The following is a 21,412-nucleotide window of genomic DNA, read 5'->3' as shown; positions in this document are numbered from 1 at the left end:
ATGCCTCGTCTCCCGCGCCTCGACTTGCCTAATATCCCGCAGCACATTGTGCAACGCGGCAATAATCGCCAACCCATTTTCTTTGATGAAAATGATTATTCGATCTATCTCGAATATCTGTGTGAAGCCTTGGCGAAGAACTATTGCAAGCTTTACGCTTTCGTTCAGATGACGAATCATGTTCATTTGTTGTCAGTGAGCGAGGCTCCGGGCGGGATTTCCGGTTTGATGCAATCGGTCGGTCGGCGGTATGTCCGTTACATCAATAAGACCTACCAGCGCACCGGAACGCTCTTCGAAGGGCGTTTCAAATCGAGTTTGATCGACAGCGAGCGTTACTTGTTGACCTGCATGCGTTATATTGAATTGAATCCGGTCCGGGCCGGCATGGTGGACTATCCATGGGATTACCGGTGGTCCAGTTGCCGGCATCATGTGACCGGAAGCGGCATGGAATGGTTGGAGGAGCCGCCGGAATATCGCCTTTTGGCTGCGAAACCCAAGGCCCGAGCAATGTCCTACCGCGAACTCTGCAAGCAAGCCTTGGCCGACAATGACATTAGAGCGATACGCGCGCACTTGAACAAAGACTGCGCGCTCGGTTCGGACAAGTTTCAGCATGAAATCGAGGCTGTTTTGGGTCGACGCGTCAAAATTGCGCCGCAAGGTCGCCCCAAAAAAGCAAGAGATGGCAATAAAAAGTAACCTGACCCCTTTTAGAGATGTCTGATAGTTTTCGACTGCAAAAAATTATTCTGATCGACAGCTTTTGGCCCGGCAAGTCCGTTTTGCTGAAGCTGGATGGTCACACCAATCTGAGCGGCACGAACGGCGCCGGCAAGACTACATTTCTGCGTTTGATGCAGTTGTTCTGGGGCGAGCGGCCGAGCAATATCGTCGGCGGCAGTGGCAGTAAGAAAGGGTTTCTGGATTATTACCTGCCGCGCGGCAGCAGTTGTCTGGTCTACGAGTATCAACGTCCGCACGGTCAGGTCTGTCATGTCATGGTGCAGAGCGACGGGCGCGGTGCCAAATACAAGTTCATCGACGCCCCTTATCGGCAGGATTTTTATATCGGCGAGAACGGTCTGCCGCGCGACAGCCACAGCATCGAACGCCTCTACAAGACGCTGAACGCCGAGGCTTCCCGTTTCGTCGCGGTCGACGATTATTGCAGCATCATCCAGTGCCATCAGGTCAGTAGCGGCAAGCGCTGGTTGCGTCCGCTGCAACAACGCTTTGCGATGGGTTTCGCGCCGATGACGCATATCGAGAAGGTCATCGGTTCGGTCATCGAAAAAATCGGCGATTTCGACGTGATCAAACAAATGCTGATCGATATCTCGCGCAACAAACTCAGCCAGACCTTCCTGCAGAACGAAGACGATCAGCAGCCCTTTCAACTGAACAAACAGCACATTGACGCGTGGTTGTCCGACTTGACTGCAGCGAGGGAAATCGAGGCCAAGCGCGGCGATTTCGACGAATTGTTGCAGACGATAGGCGAGTACAAGGAAACGCTCAAGACCCTATCGCATATTCACGCGCTCGCGCTCGACAGTCATAAAACCGGCCTGAAGGAAAAAGACGCGCTCGAACAAAGCCTGAGCGAACTTAACGAACAGCGCGACCGATTGCAGCAGGAACACGATAGCCAGTTGGATCCGAAAACCGACACGCTGATCGAATGTAACGAGCGGCTGAAAGAACTGAATTATCAGATCGACGCGCTCGAAACGCAGAAACTCGAATATGAACGGCAGGATGCCGAAAGCTTTGCGTTCAGAGCTTCGCTACTCGAACAGCATGTCGAAAGACAGGTGAAAATCAAGGGCGAGATCGAAGCGCTGGAAAGCAAGACTCAGGAAATCAAGGCTTACTACGAGAAACAACTCGACGAATTACGGCACACTCACGACAGCCAGACCCAGACTTTCGAGAGGCAATGCGCAGAAGCGCAGTTCGCACAAGAGAAGAGCCTGCGCGAGACCGATGAGGCGTTTCAGCAACGCAAGGAAGAATTGCGGCAGGCAAAGGAAAGCCGGTTGCACCCGGTCAAGGAGCAAAAATCACAATGGCTGACCGAATTCGAAGTCGAAAAGAGCCGATTGAGGAATCCGCCGATTCCGGAAGCTTTGGCCGAACAGCAAGTCAAAAACCGGCAGGCGCTCGAAGCGGCCGTCAAGGAAAACCGGCTCGCCTATCAGGCACGGCATGACGCGCAAAATGACTACCAGAGCAAGCTCGATCAATTCCGGCAGATCGAACAAAAGCTCAAGGACAAAAATACCGAACTCAGAAATCTGCGCGAGCGCCATGCGCAGTGCCTGAAACGCCTGAGACCGGAACCCGGCACGCTGCAGCATTATCTCGACAATGAAGTCGAAGGCTGGCAAAACACCATCGGCCGCGTGATCGCGCCGGAACTGCTCGATCATAGCGGCCTCGATCCGCAGTGGAATGAAAACGGCGGCGACGACTTCTACGGACTGCGGATTGCGCTCGACACATTGGCCGAACGAAGCTATTTGACCGCCGACAAATTGCGTCTGGAGCAGGAAGAAAAAAATCTGTTCGACAACCTGAACGCGCTCGGCGTCGAAAGCGAAGGTCTCGATGCGAGTCTGAATGCCGCGAACACGCAACGCGAGCAGGCCAAGGCCGAGCTCGACAAGGTGCAGCAACGGATCAAGCGCGTCGAAAAGAACGAAGCGCATCTGCAAGACGAGGCGAATGCGCTGGCGGACCGGATCAAGGTCGAAACCGAAAAAGCGCGCCGCGACATCGAATTGAACATGCAGCGCTTGTCTTCCGACATCGAAGGCAGTAATAAAACCATCGCCGCGATTGAGGCGGAACACGAACAGGCGATGCATGCATTGCATGACGAACATCTGGGCCGGAAAGGCGTCATCGAGTCGGACGGCCAACGTCTGATTGCGACGATCAGAGAACAAATCGCCGCCGATACCGAACGCTTCGAACAGGAGAAACGCCGCATACAGCAGCAACTGAACAGCGAGTTGAAAGACAGCGGCGCCGACGACACGATCGTGAAATTGTCGGAACAGCTCCATGAGGCGAAGCGTCTTGAAAAAGAAGCGATAGACTTCCAGCGCAAGCATGAAGAATACCAGACGTGGTTGCAGCAACGCTGGCAGGAACATCCCGAACTGTGTCGTCGGCGCGGCGATTGCGAGAGTAAAAGCCGGCAGCTGAACGATGCGATCGAGCAGCTCAAGCAGGAGTTCAAGCGCCGCCGGGCGCAGCTGAATCAACAGATCGCTGCACAACAGGATCAATTGAAAAAGCGTCTCGGTTTGTTGAATCAACTGGAGCGATGCATGGAGCTGTTGAAAAGCAGTCCGCCGACCTATGCGGAAGAGCTGCATGCATACGCGGCCGACACGCTGCCGCGTCTAACCCAGGAGACGGTCAAGGATCGCAAGCGTCAGGAGCATGCGATCCACAGCGGCAAGCAGATTCTCGTGCAATTGTTCGGCAAACATCACCGCAGCCAGTTGGCCGAAGCCTGGCAACAGGCGCTGGCCGCGCCGGGGAATAGCGGGCCGTTTTTTCAGAACGAGGCCTTGGAGATCGAACAGCCGTTGATCGATGTGCTGCAAATGGTCGAACACGTCAGGCAAGCCACTGCGCAACAGATCGAACTGCATGCGACCGGTGTCAATGCCTTTTATCAGCATCTCTACAACTTCGACCGCGCGATCAAGCACACCGGCTCGGAGCTGTCCAAATACATCAGCGAAGAACAGTATTTCGTAGCGCTGGGCGAGATCACCGTCAACGTCCGCTCGAAGATGAGCGATCTGGAATATTGGCAGGCGCTGAAAAAATTCGGCGACAATTACAGTCAATACCGCGACAACGCCAAATTGATCGGCCATCGGGACATCCCCGACGAGCTGATTCAGGCAATGAACGAGCTGACCGCGCTGCTGCCATCGTCAGGTTTCAAGATCAAGCATTTGTCGCTGTTCGACATCGAGTTCAGCATCTACGAGAACGGCCAGCTCAAGCACGCCCGTAACGCGAAGGAGCTGAAGGACGTCAGTTCCACCGGACTGTCCTATCTGGCCTTGATCACGTTTTTCACCGGCGTGACGGCGATGCTGCGCAAGCAGAATCCGACTGTCGTCTGTTGGCCGATCGATGAGCTGGGCGATTTGGCGCCCGAGAACATCGAGGCGATGATGAATCTGCTCGCGAAACAGAACATACAGATTCTATCGGCGACGCCGACTGCCGACCGGCATGTGCTCGCCCTGTTCAGCCGGCGCTATCTGCTGAACAAGCAGAGACTGCATGAGGTCGAACTACCGGCCAGCAAGCTCGATCAGTTGTTGAATGCGATGCAACGGGAGAACGCCGATGTTTAAGCAGGTCGCCGAAGCGCTGTTGAGCGGTCATTTCATTTGCCCGACCGCCTATCCCGATGCCTACGATTATTTGTCGCAGCCGGCCAATGCGGACAAGATCGACGCGTTCCTTAAACCGTTGGACAGAACCTTGTTGTCGTTGGACGGCGAGGTCTATTATGCCGCCTACACGGTCGTCGACGACAGCAACCGCGGCCCCATCCGCGAAGCCTTCGCCGAAGTCCGTTCGCAATTGCGCCCGGTCGTCGAATGGATGGACATGGTCATGACCGCGCTCGGGCAGGACATGCCGATACGGGCGCGCGACGAAATTCGTATGACGCAGCTTTTGAACGCGATTGAGCACGAGCCGTCGCTGTCCGAGCAATTGAACCGGCTGACCCAATTGACGCTGTTCAAGACCAGCAAGACTGCGATCTCCGAACAGTTGTCGTGGGTCTTGCAAAAACTGGAGCAGAGCGGCTATCTGGTCAAGCCGAATCCGCAGGGCTCGCTTTATCTTGCGACCGGCAAGATCGATTATCTGCACCGCATCATCGCGTTTCTGAACGACGCCGAGGCGTTGGAGTTGGACAAGCACGCGGCCAATGCCGAAGATGTCGAGCAGCAGGAATTGTTTCTATGAGTTTCGACCGAGAACAGATCGCCGGCTTGATCCGCAAGCTGGCCGGCGCCGACCGGTTACTGGCGCAGACCTATATCGACGGAACGGTCTTCGTCGACGACGACAACCGCACCGCGATCGACAGTCTGAAAAAGGCCGGTATCTTACGTACCGCCGACGTCAGCGACGAATACCGCCTGACCGGCGACGTCAAACGCCTGATCGATCGCTTGCTGCTGCGCAATCAGCGCTACCAGCAGGCGATCGATCTGGGCAAGATGATATTGACCGTCGAAGAAGACATCGAGGACTATCGGCGCGCGCTCGAGCGAAACGAACAGGACGAGGCGCGCTATCATCTGGAACAGATCGACGACACGCTATACGAGGCGATCGAATCGCTGGAAACGAGCCTATCCGTCATGTTCGCGGCGATCACGAGCCAGTTCGGCTTCGTCTCGTCGCTGAACAGTAAGATCCGGCAAAACCGGCGCGCGTTGGCTTATGCGCAGCGCCTGGTGCAGGAACTCAACCAAGTCGACTTGAACGATTGCTACGACTGGCTAAGCTGGGCAGCGATTCCGCCCGAGCTGAGCCGCAAGATCATCCGTTTCATCGATCAATACAAGAGCATTGTCGAGCGGCTGACCAGCATCGTCGCCCGCATGAAGACCTTGCTGTTCACGCTGCGGCTGCAGGAACAGACCGCGAACCGAACCCGCGCGATGGCTCAATTTCTGAGGCAGCATCCGGAATGGGAACCGTTGGATTGGAGCATCGAGGCGGCCGCTCCGGAACTGCTTAGACGCGGTTCCGGCCTGAATTTGTCGCCCGGCATCGACACGGCCAATCCGGTCCTGCAAGCCGATCTCGTCGAGATCGTGCAGGAATTGAGACGGCAAACCAAACCGCTCGCGCCGCCGTCCCGGGACAATGCCTCGGCGCCGCTCGACACGCAGATGCCGGAGCGTATCGAATATCATCGAGACCTTTACGAGAGCCATATCGAAAACCTATTCGCATCGGCGCTCGAGCGGCAAGGCCGCAGCACGTCGGCGCTTCAGTATTGGCAAGGCGAAGGGCTCGAAATCAAGGCCGAATTGTGGCTGGACATGGTGTTCGCGCAATATTGCTGCCTGCCGCAGCGCATGAGAAGCGTCGTCGCGCTGGAGATGCAGGGTGAAAATCTGTCCGATTTCAACGGCAATCAAGTGATTCACGAGATTTCTTTACGCAGGGTGTAAATGAATGAACCGGAAACTGTTCAACTGGATCAGCGAACTCGTCGCAAGCGGGCCGGACCGAAACACGACTCGTCACGCCAGTGCGTTGGTCCGCGAAGTGATCGAACGTTATCGGTGCGGTCATTTGAATAAAGGCAGGCTGGTCTTCACCGCGCAGGACAAGCTCGAACTACGCCGGCGGGTTCGCGAGGAAACCGGCTTCGATCCCTTGGGCGAACGCCTGCCGGACGACAGGCTGACAGTCGCTAAACATCACGCGAACGAAAAACTGGCAGGGAAACCGGTCAGCGAAGATTATTTGCTGCTGAACAGTCCCGATGGCGCGCTCTGCATCAACGGTGGACGAATCACGCTGCAGCCTGCTTCGATCATGGCGGCTGGCGTGTTTTGTCCGAGTTCCGGCATCGTAACGGTCGAGCACGATGTGCTTGTGGTGGTCGAGAACCTGCCTGTCATGTCGCTGTGTCACGCATTCGAGATGCCGCAATCGGTTCGGCGGGCTCTCTGGGTTTATCGAGGCGACCCGAAAACCGGTTCGAAAATCGATGTCTGCCGCGCTTTTGTCGACCGTTTCGGTGCGAACAAAACCGTCGTCGTATTCAGCGATATGGATCCGAAAGGTTTGGAAATTGCATTGACGATGCCGCATGCTAATTACTGGCTCGGGCCGGTGCCGGAATCTTGGCAAACTTGGTTGAAAAAACAAGAAGTAGGAAATAGCGATGGCTATTATCTTCAGTCGAGGTCGATGACTTATCTGAAACGCCTTTCCGGAGCCGGTGCGCTGTCCGAGCCGATGAGTGCCTTAATCGCGTGTCTGCAAAACGAACGCAGCAGTTGCCGGCAAGAGCACATGTACAGCCACAAAATCGAGTTGGGCTTATTGCCGATACGCTAGCGGAAGGCCTTGATACGAACGTAACGCCAGGCGTAGGGTACTCATCGCGGACCCTAGCGCCGTAGGATGGGTAGTAGCGAAGCGGAAACCCATCGCTTTGTTTGAGTGCTGGTACGGTTGCGAGAACGCTGCCATTTACCAAATCCGCGATATGCTGTTACCCAAGCTCTAGCTTGGGTAACCTGTTCAGGAAGCTGGAGCTTCCAGGGTGTCTTTCCCAAGCTGGAGCTCTCATCGTTATACATAAATTGTACGCTGCGCGTACCAAAGCCGTGCCCTGACGGTTCGGTCGGCACATGAATATCGCGAGGTTACCATGGTACGCACAGCGTACCCTACGCGGTTCGTCTAGCGTTAGGTGATCCGCTAATGTTAAGTGACAATAAATGGTATCGAGGTCTCATTGGTTAAGATTGCAAAAGGGTAATTTTTGACTTATGTATAACGATGAGAGCTGGAGCTTGGGAAAGAGCGAGATGTGGGTTGGCCGTTTTTAGCTTGACGCGCATGGCTTGCGATCCCCGTCCTGCTAGGGATATGCTGATCTTTCGGCTTTAGCTGAAGAAACTCACTAATCAGGTCAGAATTTGTAAAAGCACGAACGACAAACTCCAAGAATCTTAACCCAGCCAAACTTGCTGCGCGTTGACAAATTCGTGCATGCCGTGCGGCCCCAGTTCGCGGCCGACTCCTGAGCGCTTGACGCCGCCGCTTGGTAATCTGGGGTCGGTTTTGACGATGCCGTTGACCGCGACTTGACCGGTTTCCAATTGCCGAGCCAGCGCTTCGCCTCGCGACCGTTCCGTCCAGATGCTGGCGGCTAGACCATATCGACTGTCGTTGGCTATGCGCACTGCTTCGTCTTGATCTTCAGCCTTGATAACGACGGCGACCGGGCCGAAAGTTTCTTCTCGCGCGGCGGTCATTTCGTTCGTGACACCGGTCAGTAAGGTGACCGGATAAAAATAGCCCGGCCCGTCCGGTATTTTTCCGCCGAGTCGGCATTGTGCGCCGGCGGCAATCGTTTCTTGAACCTGACGATGCAGGTTTAGTCGCAAGTCTTCTCGCGCCAAGGGGCCGATGTCTGTGCTTTCCTCATTCGGGTCGCCCAGTTTCAGCTTACTTAAACGTTCTTCAAGCCGTGTCACGAGTTCATCATGAATGCCGGCTTCGACAATGATGCGTTTGGCGGCGATACAAGATTGGCCGGCATTGATGATGCGCGACAGCGTAATCACATCGGCGGCTTTGTCCAGATCGGCATCGGACAGTACGATGCAGGGGTCGGAACCGCCTAATTCCAGGACGACTGGTTTGATTTCAGCACCGGCGATAGCGGCTACAAAACTGCCGGCTCTATCCGAACCGGTCAACGAGACGGCTTGCACGCGCGGGTCGCGAATAACCGCTTCGACATCGGCGTTCGACAAGGGCAGATTTTGCAATAGTCCCGTTGGTGCGCCGGCTTGCTCAAAAATCCGTGCTATTGCTTCGGCGCAGGCCGGAACATGCGGGTCGTGCTTCATCAGACAGGTGTTGCCGGCCATCAACGCTGGGGCGCAAAAGCGAAAAGCCAGCCAAATGGGTGCGTTCCACGGCAAAATTCCCAGTACAACGCCCAAAGGCAGATATTGCACATAGCTAAGACTGGCGTCCGATGCCAATGTATCCGAGGCAAGGTATGCCTCGCCATGTTCGGCGTAATGGTCGGCGCAGAGCGCTGCCTTCATTACTTCGGCACGAGCCTCCTTGATCGGTTTGCCCATTTCCAGAGTCATCAGTGGCGCCAAGGATTCTACATCGTCGCGTAAACGCTGAGCGATGTTACGTAACACTTGCGCGCGTTGCGCAAAGGATTGTTTTTTCCAATCGGCATAGGCTGTTTGCGCGCGATCGAGCGCAGCATCGCGAGCGGCGGCGTCGAGTTCCGGGCTTATGCCCAATGATTCGCCGTTGGATGGATTAATAACTTGTATGCTCATTAGTTTCGTTCTCCGTTGAATAAGCTAAATTAGGAATATCATTATTCATCGCTCCCACGCTGTTGAGGCCGTAAGTTAGTGAATACATCATAAAAAATTTATTCACCATGAAGAACATGAAGAAAAAGCCTATAAAGTCAACAATCTAATTCTTCATGTTCTTCATGGTTAATTCATAATCTTGAATACTTTCACAGTTTCTGGAGCGTGGTAGCCATTGAGTAACCCTCCTTGCCTAAGCCCCGTATTCGGGTTTCACCACAAAATCCTTATCCAGCGTGAAAAAGGATTCGCAGCCATTTTCGGTCACGTAAAGCGTGTCCGATATGCCCATAGTTTTATCGCCCTCGACGCCCCACATCCACGGGATGATGTGAAATGTCATGCCTTCTTCCAGCACCGTCGAAATACCTTGCTTTAAGCTGATGATGTAACCTTCGTCCCAGCTCGGCGGAAACGCGATGCCGATTGAATAGCCCGAACGCGTGATCAGGCTGCCGCCTATGTCATTGTCGGTGATGATCGCGCGCACCAGGTTATCGGCGTCCGAAACCGTCAGGCCGGGGCGCATGATTTCTTTCAGCCGTTGCAGCGCCAATTTCATTTTTTCCTGAGCCTTATAGAATGTATCCGTCATATCGCCCAGAACGACGGTGCGCATCATCGCGGTATGGTAGCGCCGGTAGCAGCCGCCGACTTCGAGAAAGACATGTTCGCCAGGCTGCACGACGCGTCCTTCCCAAGTAGCATGGCCGATCATCGTACGTGGACCACTAGTGACATAAGGCATTACTGCGGGAGTCTCGCCGCCCGCTTGAAACATGCCTGCACTGATCGCGGCTCCGATTTCGTTTTCGGTCGCACCGGCCACGCAAGCCTCGAACCCGGCTTTCATGCCGGCTTCGGTCGCATGCGCGGCCTTGCGCATGATTTCGATTTCCACCGGAGATTTGGTGATGCGCCCTTGTTCGACGATGCCGAAGCAATCCAGTAAGCGCCCGTCGGTGAAGGTTGTGTGAATCGAGTCTTGATGATAGGCCGGAAAGAAGTAGCTATTGCGTTCATAACCGATATGTTTGCCATTCAAACCGAATTCTCGAAGCGATTCCACGAGCATTTGAATCGCGTCGCCGGTATCGGGATAAGGTCGTGTGATTTCCACCCAAGTCCGCGCATAAACATTGGATTCTTCGAGTTTTCGAGTGATCATGAACGGCTCGTTGTCGAGCGGGATGACCAGGGCCTGAAAAAACGAATATCCGGTCGTTTGATAGTCGGTTAGATACATCAGGTTTTCCGGATCGCTGATTACGATAGCGTCAAGCAGCCGTTTTTGCATCCGCCCACGCAGTTCGTCGATTCGGCGTTGGTATTCCGCGAACGGAAATGTCATGTCGTCGCGTACAATCATAAGGCCTCCAAAGCATCCGCTAAGACGCCCGAGAAAATCGTTAAACCTTCGAGCAGATCGGCTTCCGGAATCGTAAGCGGCGGAATCATTTTGATGACTTTGCCGCCCGTTCCGCAGGCGCTGAGAAGCAGCCCGCGTTCGAAGCAAAGATTAACGATGTTTTTCGCCAAGGCGCCATCGGCGATGTCCAACCCTTGCAGCATACCTTTGCCGCGCACTTGAAACCGCCCTTGCCCGAAGCGCTCCGTCAAGTCTTCGAGATGCTGCTGCATCTTAGCGCCTTTCAGCTTGACATCGTTCATCAATGCATCATCGTTGAAATAGGACAGCGCCACTTTGCCGGCGACGAACGAGAAGCCTTGGCCTCGAAACGTGCCGGTATGTTCGCCGGGTTGCCAATGCTGGTCGTGTTCCGGCTTGACTAAATTCATCGCCAGCGGCGTGCCGAAGCCGCCGATGCCTTTGGCTAACGTGATAATGTCCGGCTCCAAATCCATGCCGTCAAAACTGAAATATTGACCGGTGCGCCCGCAACCGGCCTGGATGTCGTCAAAAATCAATAGCGCGCCCAGATCGTGCGCCAGTTTTTGCACGGCGTGTAACCATTCCCGACTGGCCACATTGATGCCGCCTTCGGCTTGAATCGGTTCGACTAAAAACGCCGCCGGCGGTTCCAGGCCGCTCGACGAATCGGAGAATTGCGCGCGCAATTGTTCAAGAGATTCCAAGCCGCAGCCTAATTGACAACCGATGCAGGGCTTTTCGCAGCCGAAGGGTTCATGACGGACATATTCCAAGGGTACGCCAGCGGCATTACGGAAATATTGGTTTGCCGTGCAGGCCAGCGAGCCCAACGTCATGCCGTGAAAGCCGTGATTGAATGCAATGATCGTACGGCGTCCGGTGACCTTGCGCGCCAATTTCAGCGCGGTTTCGACCGCATTAGTGCCGGTCGGTCCCATGAATTGCATTTTGTAATTCATGTTTCGCGGTTTTAGCACGCTATTGGCAAAGGCTTCGATAAAATCGCGTTTCGCCGTGGTGTAGGTATCCAGACTGTGCGCTACGCCATCCGCCTCGATAAAATCGATCAAGGCTTTTTTCATAAACGGGTTGTTGTGGCCGAAATTGAGTACACCGGCGCCTGCGAAGAAGTCGATATAGGATCTTCCTGACTCATCCACTTGACGGGCATTGGAAGCCGATTTGAAAACGGTCGGATATACGCGGCAATAGCCGCGAATTTCGGATTCCCATTGTTCAAAGACTTTCATGATTACTCTCCTTATAGTTGGCGGGGCGGCAAGTCGCCCGGTTAATGCTTATCCGGCGATATCGTTGCCGGATAACGCTTTTGCTTGAGTTAGGTTCGAGCGCGAAGCGAGTTAATCTCATCCGGCAAGGGCGCACCGGCCAAACGGGCATAAATGCGAGCGACTCGATCGATCAATTTGTCATTGAAATCGTATTCGGGGCTATGGCAGGAGCGTTGATGTGCTGCAATGCCGTCATCGGTGCCGATTAAAGCGAAAGCTCCCGTAATCGCATTCAGGTAATAATGGAAATCCTCAGAGGCCATGATTGGAAGCGGCGTATTTTGGCTGAGTCCGTCGCTGCCTAATTCCTGCAGCAATGCCCGGCGATAAAAAGCCGCGGGTTCGGGGTGATTGATCGTCGCTCCATATCTTGGAAAGACCGTAACGTGGCAATCGACCTCATAAGCCGCGGCGGTGGCCGTTGAAATGTCCTGAATGCATTGCGTCAATCGGTCGCGTGTCAATTCGTGGGCGATGCGGAAGCTGCCGCCGATCAAGGCCTTGTCGGGAATCACGGTAGGCGAGCTGGAGGCTTCGATCGAGGTGACACTCAGCACGGCGGCTTCCTGAGGCGGCAGCCGGCGCGATAGCGTCTGTTGCAGGGCAATGACTATAGCTGCCGCCGCAAGTACAGGGTCTCGACAGGCTTCCGGTTGACTGGCATGTCCGCCTTGGCCTTGAACAACGATTTCGAAGGTGCCGTTACCCGCCATGACCGTCCCGTCGGGACAGACTGCCTGACCGAACGGTATCGCCGGCCAATTGTGCCATCCGTATATGACGTCGACGCCTTCGAGTGCGCCGTCTTCGATCATGCGTTTGGCGCCATGACCGCCTTCTTCGGCCGGTTGAAACAACAGACTTACCGGACCCGGCAAGCTGTCTTCGTGAGTTTTGAGCCAGTGTGCGGCCGCGATCAGCGTGGCCGTGTGGCCGTCATGTCCGCAGGCGTGCATGCATCCTGCCGTTTGCGAGGACCAAGCCATACCACTGCTTTCATGGATAGGAAGTGCGTCGATATCGGCCCGTAAGGCGATATGGCGGCCGTTTTTGTTATGTGCCAATCGTGCCACCGTACCGGTGTCGGCACAGACTTGCCAAGCGATGCCTAAACGGGAAAGTTCATTGCGAATTCGCTGCGCGGTTTCTTGCTCCTGCCAGCTAAGTTCAGGTTTCTGATGCAGGGTATGGCGAAATGCCACGGCATTTTGAATCAGCTGTTCCCAGTGTATGGCCATATTTCAATACTCCTGTTTGGGCTTCCGGATTGCTTACTACGCTAAAGATTGCTATTACCTAAACAAGAAAACAGCAGGCTTTTTCACAGGTCGGTCATAGGTAGCCTGAATGGACTATAGGTCACACCATACCCTTTTTGACTAATCAGAACAAAAAGAAAGGCTAAAAAATAAGTCGTTTGGGAGATATAAATGGGAAGGAAAAGCAGGGTCTGTAAAATTAAGGCTTAATGCAAACAAGCATTTAGATGGGGTCTATGTTAAGACTTTTCAGTATTGAATTTCGCATGGTAATGTCTATGGACTTCCTGTTTTCCTTCTATGAATATGACATTGTTGGCCGAAAGTTGCATAAACGAGTTGTGGTCTTTAATTGCTTCTATCAGGCTTTGGCGTATCTATGCCGGAAACTTTGCTATTAACAAGTGGTCGCAGGTAGGTTTGTAAACACAGTTCGCGAATACAACGATGGGATGCTTGGTCGAGGCAGTGAAAATCAGCTGCACATAGTTGCCGAGTTGCTAAAAGGAACTGAATTTTTTCCGGATCGATCTCGATGCGTATCGTGCATGGCTTGTCGCAGACTTGCGGCGTTTCTTGCGTTAAGTTGTTCGACGCTAAAGAGGAGTTTTGGTGTCGTAAACGAAATGCCGACATTTTTGTAAGCAACCAACGGCTTTGTGCTATTTGCGAACACAGCAATGTCGGTATTTGTTTGATTACCAATTCAATAGGTAGCGATAATGGATTTAATTTTAAAACATTCATATGCGGCTTTTTATGATGGTTTCCAAAAAAGGAAAGCGTTGTTAGAATGAACTTTGTTTTAATAGTAATGAGAATCATTGTTATTAGCAAATAATTTATTCCTCTCTTTATTTATACTATTGCACTATGGTGCTTGAGCTTAGGCCTAACTAAAGTTAAATGATTCTTCGGGAAGATAGAGAGTAACCGTAACTTTCTTCATGAAATAGCTAAATGACTCTTGTTTGCATTTACAACTGTGATAAAGTTACTTTCGTTTTAACATTACTTGGATTTAATTTATGTTTTTAACGTGCCGATTTTCCAAGGCTCTGGCCGGCGTTACCGTGTTATTTTTGTCCGCCGGCGCTTATTCGGACCCTTTGAATCAAGCGATCGACACCGATCTGGCGACCAATAAAGCAGCCGTCGATTCGCAAAAAAACATCGATCGGCTTAGCGATCAAACTCAAAAAATGCTCGAGGAATACAGGACTGCAAGCCGCCATGCTGATACCTTGCAGACTTACAACAAACATCTGAAAGATTTGCTCGCCTCTCAGCAACAGGAGAAAGCCTCGCTCGAACGGCAGCTCGATCAGATTGAGGACACGCAACGCGAAATCGTGCCTTTGATTCTGCGTATGCTCGACAGTCTCGAGCAATTCATTGCCTTGGATGTGCCGTTTTTGCCCGAAGAGCGTCAGGAGCGCTTGAATCAGTTGAAAGACATGGTCAATCGCGCCGACGTGACCCCTGCCGAAAAATTTCGCCGTATCATCGAAGCGTTTCAAGTTGAAAACGAATACGGCAATACCATCGAAGCCTATCGGGCCGATCTCGAATTGGACGGGTCTGTCAGTTCGGTCGATTTTTTGCGCTTGGGCCGTGTCGCGTTGTATTTTCAACGTCTCGACGGTAGCGAAACCGGCTTCTGGAATAAAGAGACGCAATCTTGGGAAACCTTATCTTCGAGCTATCGCAACGCGATACGTGACGGGCTAAGAATCGCCCGTAAGGAAGCCGCGCCCGATTTACTGACGTTACCGCTGCCGGCGCCGGAGGCAAGCCAATGAGAGTAATAACTTTACTACTGACCGGATTGTTATTGTCCGGCAATGCGATCGCCGACCGACTTTCGCTCGATCAATTGCTGAAGGAAATTCAAAAATCCCAAGGTATCGAAGGCAAAATCAATCGCGAACGCGAAGCCCGTTTTATTGCCGATCATGCCAAGCAGCAGGAATTGTTGCAGTCGGCCAAAAACGAACTCGCGGCTCAAGAACGTTTGAGCAAACAATTGAAAGATCAAATGGAAGCGAACGAGCAGGCGCTCGACCGTTTGCAGGTTGAACTCGATAATCGTAGCGGTATTCTGCGCGAATTGACCGGCGTCGCGAAACAAGCCGCCGGCGATTTGAAAGCCGATTTGGAAAGCTCGATCGTTTCGGCACAGTTTCCGGAACGTGCCGGAAAATTGGCCGCGATGACGCAAAGCAAGGCGTTGCCGACCTTGGAAGAGCTCGAGTCGCTGTGGTTTTATCTGCTCCAAGAAATGACCGAATCAGGCAAAGTCGTCAAATTCGACAGCGATATTTTGACGGCTTCGGGCGAACCTCGTCAGGCAGAAGTGGTGCGCATCGGCACCTTCAACGCGATTGCCGACGGGCAGTATCTCCGCTATTTATCCGAAACCGGTAAATTGGCCGAATTGGCGCGGCAACCGGGCGGCGCTTATAACAGTCTTGCCGAAAAGTTTGCCGCGGCTTCGTCCGGAACCGCCGATTTGGGCGTCGATCCCACGCGCGGGGTGATTTTAAGCATGCTCATCCAAGCGCCCGATTCTATTGAACGAATTCAACAAGGCGGTGGGATCGGCTACATTATTTTGCTGCTGGGCGGCTTCGGTCTGATTTACGGACTGTATAGGCTGTTGATGTTGACTCAAACCCATAAGCGGGTTAGCGAGCAAATTGCATCGACCGAGGTTTCCGAAGCCAATCCGCTCGGGCGCATCATTACCGCGGTCGAACAAAATCAGACGCAAAACACTGAAACGCTGGAATTGATTCTCGACGAAGCGATTACCCGCGAGGTACCAGTCTTAGAAAAAGGGTTGTCGATGATCAAACTATTGGCCGCAGTCGCACCTCTGTTGGGACTGCTCGGTACCGTTACCGGTATGATCGCGACCTTCCAATCGATCAGTCTATTCGGTACCGGCGATCCGAAATTGATGGCGAGCGGGATCTCGCAAGCCTTGGTTACGACGATGCTGGGCTTGTGCGCAGCCGTTCCTTTACTGTTTTTGCATAGTCTATTGGCTTACCGTAGCCGTGCGCTGATTCAAGTTCTCGATGAACAAAGTGCCGGTATCATCAGTCGCCGGGCCGGAAAGTAATGAACGGGTTTTTCTCTATTTTCGATTCGATCGGCCATTTTCTCGATAGCGGCGGCATCGTTTTGAAGGTTATTTTGTTCGTTTCTGTCGGCTTGTGGTGTCTTATCGCCGAACGTTTGTTGTATTTTCGGTTTAATTATCCGAAGGATCGGCAAGTATGGCTGGAACAATGGGAAAGCCGTGTCGATAAAAGTTCTTACGATGCGCATAATATTCGAAACTTCATCATTTCCGAAGCCAAACTCGCAATGGGTAAGTCGTTGACTATCATCAAAATGCTGATCGGCTTATGTCCGCTACTCGGGCTTTTAGGTACCGTGACCGGCATGATACATGTTTTCGATGTGATGGCGGTGACCGGTACCGGCAATGCCCGGGCGATGGCTTCCGGTATTTCGCTGGCGACGATTCCGACCATGTCGGGAATGGTGATTGCGATCGCCGGTCTTTATTTCAGTAAAACGATAGAAGAACGCGTCAGCGACGAAACCCATCATTTAGCCGATTTATTGAAATTCCAATAACGAGATTGTTTTTATGCGACGTACTACTAGCCGTTCGACATCCGATCAAATTTCTGATATCGATATGACGCCGATGCTCGACATCGTGTTCATCATGCTGATTTTTTTCATTGTGACGACGTCTTTCGTTAAGGAATCCGGTATCGATGTTAATCGACCCACCGCGCAAACGGCCGAGAAAAAAGAACAGGCTCATATTATCGTGTCGATCAAGGCCGACGGCGAAATATGGATCGATAAACGCGCGGTCGATGTCCGCGCGGTCAGGGCCAATGTCGCGCGCTTGCAGGCCGAAAATCCGCTCGGCTCGGTTATCATTGCCGCCGACCGCGACACCAAGACCCACGTTCTTGTGCAAGTTATGGATCAAATCCGTTTGGCCGGTATCACCAATGCGGCGATCGCGACGGAAACGGAATCGAAGTGAAGCGCCTCGCGATTTCATTATTGGCCGGGCTGGGCGTTACGCTGGCTTTGTTTTGGCTGATGCAAGCGATGGTGATGAATAGAGGGAGCGGTTTTGAGAAAACCGACAACCTGCAAATGGTCGAGTTCGTGCGCTTGAAACGAGAAACCAAACCTCAGGTCCAGGAAAAAAAGACCGTCAAGCCGCCGCCTCCGCCGGAAAAACGTCCGCCGCCACCGCCGATGCAAACGCAGCACACACAACCGATGGCTGCCGCTCAGCCGAATTTGGCGATTCCGAATCTGAGCGTGCCGTTACCGAGCGCTCGTTTCGGCGGTTCGGCTTTGGAAGGTTTGACAGTGGGTGCGGCAGCGCCCTCGCCTTCCGCGCCGAGTGCAGCGGTCGGTACCGGCACGATTACGACCGACGTGACGCCATTGGTACGCATTCCGCCGCGTTATCCGATGCGTGCGGCGAGCCGGCGCATCGAAGGTTGGGTCAAGGTGGAATTTACGATTACGAAAACCGGCGAAGTCAGCGATGCGGTTGTGGTCGAGTCTCATCCAAGCGATATTTTTAACCGCGAAGCGCTTGCCGCCGTCAAGCGATGGAAATTCAAAGCGAAAGTGGTCGACGGCAAGGCTTACGAACAAAGGGCTCAACAAACCTTGGAGTTTAAACTGTCCAAATGAAGCGAACGCACTTACTCAGCTTACTGCTTGTTTCATTATTGAATGCGCCGGTTGCTGCCGCGGCCGATGCCAAGCAAGCGACGATTTCTCCTGCGCTGTATCAAAAAATTCAGTCTACGGACCGGCTTATTGCCGATAAGGCTTACGGCAAGGCCGAACAGCAATTGTTGGCGATGGTCGGCGAAGTCAAAGCCGGAGGCTTGGATCAAGCCGTCGTGTTGCGTAGCCTGGCTTCGGTTTATGCACTCAAGGAGCAATATGCTAAGGCTACCGAATGGCTGTCAAAAGCCGTTGCATTAAATACCCTGCCTGACAAACAACAGCAAGATGCGCTTTTAAACCTGGGGCAGCTATATTTGGCTGCCGAGCAATATGCCAAGGCGATTGAGACTCTGAAGCCATGGTTGGCAAAAAATCCGGTGCCGGATGCGCAAACTCATGTGTTGTTGGCGAATGCCTATACTCAGTTGAAACAATATCGTAATGCCTTGCCGCATATTTCCAAGGCCATTCAGTCGACTGCCAAGCCTGAAGATTCATGGTATCAGCTACAGCTCGCGTTGTTTTATGAATTGAAAGACTATCAATCGGCGATACCGTTATTGCGCAAGCTGATGGCTGCCAATCCGACCAAAAACGAGTATTGGACCCAGTTAGTTTCGGTTTATCAACAATTGAATCAATACACGCAGGCGGCCACGGTCAAGCATCTGGCATACAAAAAAGGCCTAGTGAATTCGGAACAGGAAATTTTAGATCTGGTTAATTTATTTCTGTATGCCGGGTTGCCGTATAAAGCCGCTTCCGTATTGCGGTCCGAACTCGATGCGAAAAAAGTTGCGAATACGGTAAAAAATTGGGAATTACTGGCTAACGCCTGGAAGCAGGCACGGGAATTGAATAAAGCCGTTCAAGCCTTGGAAGCCGCCTCTAAGCTCGATGACAAAGGCAGTCTTTATCAACAACTCGGGCAAATCTATTATGAGCAAGAAAACTGGAACGCAGCCATTGCCGCGATGAATAAGGCATTGGCAAAAGGCGGGTTGAAACAACCCGGCCAAGCTTATATGATTCTCGGGATGAGTTATTACGAAAGCAATAACACCGAACAGGCCCGCCAATCTTTTGCCCAGGCGAAAAGCTTTCCTAACAATAGAAAAAACGCAGAGCAATGGCTCAGTTATCTAAGTAAAACCAACGAGACTTCTTAGGAATGAGCACAAAATAACTTCTACAAGTAGTAGGCTTTGCGGAGGTTCGGTGACTCGCTTGACAGGACGCCGTGAATACGTCCCTGTAGGCTTGACGGCGGCTATCCCTGCCGCCGACACCTGTCAATCGAGCCCCCGGACTCCCCTTCCAACAGTTGTCTAAGTTATTTCATGCTCGTTCCTTAGATACGCTATTGCTCGTAAGCAGAGCCGAATAAGGCTAGGCTCTGCTATGCGGTTTTTTAAACAACTCTGAGATTGGGGTCGTCGTACAATCGACGTTTTTTCCAGCCGGCAAATTGACTATCGTCGAATTCCAGGTCATTGTCTATCGCATATTCATAGCAACTACGGAATAAGCGCGCGGTACGAAACGCGTGCAATTCGTCGTCGGCAGTGACTTTTTCGACATTGCCGACCTGAAAGGTTTTGTTTCTGGACTTGCCGTCCTTGACCCAAAACACCGTGTAGCATAAGTAACTCTTATCCTTGCGGTGGTCGTACTTGATCGTTCTAGAAACGCCGGTCAGTCCCGTAGTCGTTTTATTTTTCGGTGGCTTGAGAAAGCGCGTCTTACTCCCTTTCAAAGCCACCAACATTTGATCGCGCCAAGCGATAGCGGCTTTTAAGGATTTATTTTTGTTTCCCCAAAGCTTATGAGAAAAATAACGACTGGTTTCTTTACCTCGCCGAACGATTCGGACCTGATACCCGAATACATCGGGCTCTGTGATTTGTTTATGTTTTACCATAGCATTTGAACCTACTAACGGTTTTCACCATTTGTTGAACAGAGAATATTTGCCGCTAATACATCGAGGTTATTCCGCGTGAAGCAGAAAAATATTACAAAATTATGAAAGCTTACCGGTGTAAGCCTATGCTTACAAATTATCCTCATTCCCAAAATAAAAGCAAGTTAAAAGTTAGGGAATTGTGACAATTCCCTAGTATTTTGATGTAGAATGCGACTATGCCACCGATTGGTGGTTGTCCTCAACTCATAACCTTCTATTTTTAAACACTTGGAGACATTCGATGAGCGTATTAGTAGGTAAACAAGCCCCCGACTTTACCGTTCCTGCAGTACTGGGCAATGGCGAAATAGTCGATGCTTTTAATTTTTCCGAAGCAACAAAAGGCAAATATGCGGTAGTCTTCTTTTACCCGCTGGACTTTACCTTTGTTTGCCCTAGCGAATTGATCGCTCTCGATCATCGCATTGACGAGTTCAAAAGTCGTGGCGTCGAAGTAATTGCCGTTTCGATCGACTCTCACTTTACGCACAATGCATGGCGTAATACGCCGGTTAACAAAGGCGGTATTGGCCCGGTCCGTTACACAATGGCGGCCGATATTTCACACGGTATCTGTAAAGATTACGATGTCGAAGCCGCTGCGCCGGCCGTCGCTTATCGCGGAACTTTCTTGATCGACAAGGAAGGCGTGGTTCGTCATCAAGTCGTTAACGATCTGCCTCTGGGCCGTAACATGGACGAATTGATTCGTATGGTCGACGCCCTGCAATTCTTCGAGGAAAATGGCGAGGTTTGCCCTGCAGGTTGGAACAAAGGCGATTCGGGTATGAACGCAAGCCCTGAAGGCGTTGCCGAGTATCTGGAGAAAAATGCCGACAAGCTCTAATCGAATGATTCGATAGGCTTAAAAAGGCGCATTGCCGTTTGGCAATGCGCCTTTTTTATTTGTTGTCCTAAAAAGAGCAGTTGGCATGTGTTGTAGACCGTTCGTGTTGAGCCCTTCGGCTCTCCTGAGCGTAAGCCGAAGGGCTCAGAACGAACGGTAGTTTTTGAGGCACTCAAATGCTTTTTTAGGGTTATCGGTACGGAGTCAGGGTAATTAGGCAATAAGCAATTTACTGGTTGTCTTGTTTCGATTCGGCCGCATCGATCAGATATTTCTTTCGGATGAACAGTGTGGCAAGTATCGCAAGTAATGCAGGGGTTAAAATGATCACGAACTTCAAGATACCCGAATTTCCTGCAAGCGCATCTAAATTTAGACTTTTGATCGATAATTTGACGATCCACCAAGTCAACCAGTAACCAACCAAACCGGTTATCGCCCAGTTCATTGGGTTTTCACCTAATTTTTTCGCAGTTTGATAAAACCATACCAGCATAACGATTCCGGCAATTTGAGCAAACAACATTGAGTTACCCTCCCTATTCTTTTTTATTAAGTCGTGTGCCTTAATGAAAGCACTTTTGAGTGCTTCATGAGGTCACGGTGTATTTTTTTAATTATGCAATCGATCTACTACGATTTGATTTCGTTAACTCTTCGGAGCATAGGTATCCGGTGGCCTTGCGCAATATTTCGA

Annotated in this window: 19 protein-coding genes; 12 read left to right on the top strand and 7 right to left on the bottom strand. The window is 52.0% G+C overall.

Annotation, left to right across the window (positions count from 1 at the left end; genetic code table 11):
- From EQU24_RS23170 to EQU24_RS21780, 5 genes are read left to right on the top strand one after another with little or no spacing between them, the layout of a single operon-like run.
- Entirely contained in the window at window positions 1-705 is a 705-nt protein-coding gene (locus EQU24_RS23170; RefSeq protein WP_017841541.1) for a transposase, read from the top strand.
- 17 nt (window positions 706-722) lie between these two features.
- A complete protein-coding gene (locus EQU24_RS21795; RefSeq protein ID WP_017841542.1) occupies window positions 723-4,397 on the top strand; it encodes an ATP-binding protein in 3,675 nt (1,224 codons plus the stop codon).
- Window positions 4,390-5,022, top strand: a complete 633-nt coding sequence (locus tag EQU24_RS21790) for a condensin complex protein MksE (protein WP_017841543.1) — start codon at window positions 4,390-4,392, stop codon at window positions 5,020-5,022. The genes EQU24_RS21795 and EQU24_RS21790 overlap by 8 nt, the downstream gene beginning before the upstream one ends.
- Window positions 5,019-6,245, top strand: a complete 1,227-nt coding sequence (locus EQU24_RS21785) for a hypothetical protein (RefSeq protein ID WP_017841544.1) — start codon at window positions 5,019-5,021, stop codon at window positions 6,243-6,245. The genes EQU24_RS21790 and EQU24_RS21785 overlap by 4 nt, the downstream gene beginning before the upstream one ends.
- Window positions 6,246-6,249: 4 nt before the next feature.
- A complete protein-coding gene (locus tag EQU24_RS21780) occupies window positions 6,250-7,143 on the top strand; it encodes a DUF7281 domain-containing protein (protein WP_017841545.1) in 894 nt (297 codons plus the stop codon).
- 620 nt (window positions 7,144-7,763) lie between these two features.
- Here the strand turns inward: EQU24_RS21780 and EQU24_RS21775 are convergent.
- The 5 genes from EQU24_RS21775 to EQU24_RS21755 all read right to left on the bottom strand — a co-directional run bounded on the left by EQU24_RS21775 (window position 7,764) and on the right by EQU24_RS21755 (window position 13,936).
- Window positions 7,764-9,125 (bottom strand): NAD-dependent succinate-semialdehyde dehydrogenase, encoded by a 1,362-nt coding sequence (locus EQU24_RS21775; protein ID WP_017841546.1) that lies wholly within the window; start codon window positions 9,123-9,125, stop codon window positions 7,764-7,766.
- 235 nt (window positions 9,126-9,360) lie between these two features.
- Window positions 9,361-10,536, bottom strand: a complete 1,176-nt coding sequence (doeA, locus tag EQU24_RS21770) for an ectoine hydrolase (RefSeq protein WP_017841547.1) — start codon at window positions 10,534-10,536, stop codon at window positions 9,361-9,363.
- Entirely contained in the window at window positions 10,533-11,810 is a 1,278-nt protein-coding gene (locus EQU24_RS21765) for an aspartate aminotransferase family protein (RefSeq protein ID WP_017841548.1), read from the bottom strand. Before EQU24_RS21765 ends, doeA begins: the two co-directional genes overlap by 4 nt.
- An 89-nt stretch (window positions 11,811-11,899) precedes the next feature.
- The gene (gene doeB2, locus EQU24_RS21760; RefSeq protein WP_017841549.1) at window positions 11,900-13,090 is read right to left on the bottom strand and encodes a N(2)-acetyl-L-2,4-diaminobutanoate deacetylase DoeB2; all 1,191 of its coding nucleotides are present in this window, start codon (window positions 13,088-13,090) and stop codon (window positions 11,900-11,902) included.
- Between the two features lie 369 nt (window positions 13,091-13,459).
- Window positions 13,460-13,936: a hypothetical protein gene (locus EQU24_RS21755; RefSeq protein ID WP_017841550.1), complete on the bottom strand. Its 477-nt coding sequence runs from the start codon at window positions 13,934-13,936 to the stop codon at window positions 13,460-13,462.
- A 203-nt stretch (window positions 13,937-14,139) separates the two neighbouring features.
- On the opposite strand from EQU24_RS21755, the gene EQU24_RS21750 reads away from it, so the two are divergent.
- Genes EQU24_RS21750 through EQU24_RS21725 form a run of 6 tightly spaced genes read left to right on the top strand, consistent with a single transcriptional unit; the run spans window position 14,140 to window position 19,071 of the window.
- Window positions 14,140-14,913, top strand: coding sequence for a DUF3450 domain-containing protein (locus tag EQU24_RS21750; protein ID WP_017841551.1), 774 nt, complete (start codon window positions 14,140-14,142; stop codon window positions 14,911-14,913).
- Window positions 14,910-16,238, top strand: a complete 1,329-nt coding sequence (locus EQU24_RS21745) for a MotA/TolQ/ExbB proton channel family protein (protein WP_017841552.1) — start codon at window positions 14,910-14,912, stop codon at window positions 16,236-16,238. The genes EQU24_RS21750 and EQU24_RS21745 overlap by 4 nt, the downstream gene beginning before the upstream one ends.
- Window positions 16,238-16,762 carry a MotA/TolQ/ExbB proton channel family protein gene (locus EQU24_RS21740; protein WP_017841553.1) on the top strand — a complete coding sequence of 175 codons (525 nt, stop codon included), beginning with the start codon at window positions 16,238-16,240 and terminating at the stop codon, window positions 16,760-16,762. The genes EQU24_RS21745 and EQU24_RS21740 overlap by 1 nt, the downstream gene beginning before the upstream one ends.
- Window positions 16,763-16,775: 13 nt before the next feature.
- Entirely contained in the window at window positions 16,776-17,189 is a 414-nt protein-coding gene (locus EQU24_RS21735; RefSeq protein WP_017841554.1) for an ExbD/TolR family protein, read from the top strand.
- On the top strand, window positions 17,186-17,860 hold the full coding sequence (locus tag EQU24_RS21730; protein WP_017841555.1) for an energy transducer TonB: 675 nt from the start codon (window positions 17,186-17,188) through the stop codon (window positions 17,858-17,860). The genes EQU24_RS21735 and EQU24_RS21730 overlap by 4 nt, the downstream gene beginning before the upstream one ends.
- Window positions 17,857-19,071, top strand: a complete 1,215-nt coding sequence (locus EQU24_RS21725; RefSeq protein ID WP_017841556.1) for a tetratricopeptide repeat protein — start codon at window positions 17,857-17,859, stop codon at window positions 19,069-19,071. The genes EQU24_RS21730 and EQU24_RS21725 overlap by 4 nt, the downstream gene beginning before the upstream one ends.
- 242 nt (window positions 19,072-19,313) lie before the next feature.
- On the opposite strand, the gene EQU24_RS21720 is transcribed toward EQU24_RS21725, so the two are convergent.
- Entirely contained in the window at window positions 19,314-19,823 is a 510-nt protein-coding gene (locus EQU24_RS21720; protein WP_017841557.1) for a hypothetical protein, read from the bottom strand.
- A 286-nt stretch (window positions 19,824-20,109) separates the two neighbouring features.
- Between EQU24_RS21720 and EQU24_RS21715 the strand changes: the two genes are divergently transcribed.
- Entirely contained in the window at window positions 20,110-20,715 is a 606-nt protein-coding gene (locus tag EQU24_RS21715) for a peroxiredoxin (protein WP_017841558.1), read from the top strand.
- Window positions 20,716-20,944: 229 nt separating this feature from the next.
- Here EQU24_RS21715 and EQU24_RS21710 read toward each other — a convergent pair whose 3' ends face one another.
- A complete protein-coding gene (locus EQU24_RS21710) occupies window positions 20,945-21,241 on the bottom strand; it encodes a hypothetical protein (protein ID WP_017841559.1) in 297 nt (98 codons plus the stop codon).
- Window positions 21,242-21,412 lie beyond the last annotated feature (171 nt).

The sequence above is a fragment of the Methylotuvimicrobium buryatense genome, assembly GCF_005931095.1.
GTDB lineage: Bacteria > Pseudomonadota > Gammaproteobacteria > Methylococcales > Methylomonadaceae > Methylotuvimicrobium > Methylotuvimicrobium buryatense.
The sequence above is the reverse complement of the archived record's forward strand: the minus strand, read 5'-3'. Positions and strand labels throughout refer to the sequence as shown.

Coding starts and splice junctions, on each gene's coding strand:
- EQU24_RS21740 (WP_017841553.1), top strand. CDS start 16,238: ATGAACGGGTTTTTCTCTATTTTCGATTCGATCGGCCATTTTCTCGAT.
- EQU24_RS21720 (WP_017841557.1), bottom strand. CDS start 19,823: ATGGTAAAACATAAACAAATCACAGAGCCCGATGTATTCGGGTATCAG.
- doeB2 (WP_017841549.1), bottom strand. CDS start 13,090: ATGGCCATACACTGGGAACAGCTGATTCAAAATGCCGTGGCATTTCGC.
- EQU24_RS21745 (WP_017841552.1), top strand. CDS start 14,910: ATGAGAGTAATAACTTTACTACTGACCGGATTGTTATTGTCCGGCAAT.
- EQU24_RS21735 (WP_017841554.1), top strand. CDS start 16,776: ATGCGACGTACTACTAGCCGTTCGACATCCGATCAAATTTCTGATATC.
- EQU24_RS21750 (WP_017841551.1), top strand. CDS start 14,140: ATGTTTTTAACGTGCCGATTTTCCAAGGCTCTGGCCGGCGTTACCGTG.
- EQU24_RS21725 (WP_017841556.1), top strand. CDS start 17,857: ATGAAGCGAACGCACTTACTCAGCTTACTGCTTGTTTCATTATTGAAT.
- EQU24_RS21710 (WP_017841559.1), bottom strand. CDS start 21,241: ATGTTGTTTGCTCAAATTGCCGGAATCGTTATGCTGGTATGGTTTTAT.
- EQU24_RS21775 (WP_017841546.1), bottom strand. CDS start 9,125: ATGAGCATACAAGTTATTAATCCATCCAACGGCGAATCATTGGGCATA.
- EQU24_RS21755 (WP_017841550.1), bottom strand. CDS start 13,936: ATGATTCTCATTACTATTAAAACAAAGTTCATTCTAACAACGCTTTCC.
- doeA (WP_017841547.1), bottom strand. CDS start 10,536: ATGATTGTACGCGACGACATGACATTTCCGTTCGCGGAATACCAACGC.
- EQU24_RS23170 (WP_017841541.1), top strand. CDS start 1: ATGCCTCGTCTCCCGCGCCTCGACTTGCCTAATATCCCGCAGCACATT.
- EQU24_RS21715 (WP_017841558.1), top strand. CDS start 20,110: ATGAGCGTATTAGTAGGTAAACAAGCCCCCGACTTTACCGTTCCTGCA.
- EQU24_RS21765 (WP_017841548.1), bottom strand. CDS start 11,810: ATGAAAGTCTTTGAACAATGGGAATCCGAAATTCGCGGCTATTGCCGC.
- EQU24_RS21790 (WP_017841543.1), top strand. CDS start 4,390: ATGTTTAAGCAGGTCGCCGAAGCGCTGTTGAGCGGTCATTTCATTTGC.
- EQU24_RS21780 (WP_017841545.1), top strand. CDS start 6,250: ATGAACCGGAAACTGTTCAACTGGATCAGCGAACTCGTCGCAAGCGGG.
- EQU24_RS21785 (WP_017841544.1), top strand. CDS start 5,019: ATGAGTTTCGACCGAGAACAGATCGCCGGCTTGATCCGCAAGCTGGCC.
- EQU24_RS21795 (WP_017841542.1), top strand. CDS start 723: ATGTCTGATAGTTTTCGACTGCAAAAAATTATTCTGATCGACAGCTTT.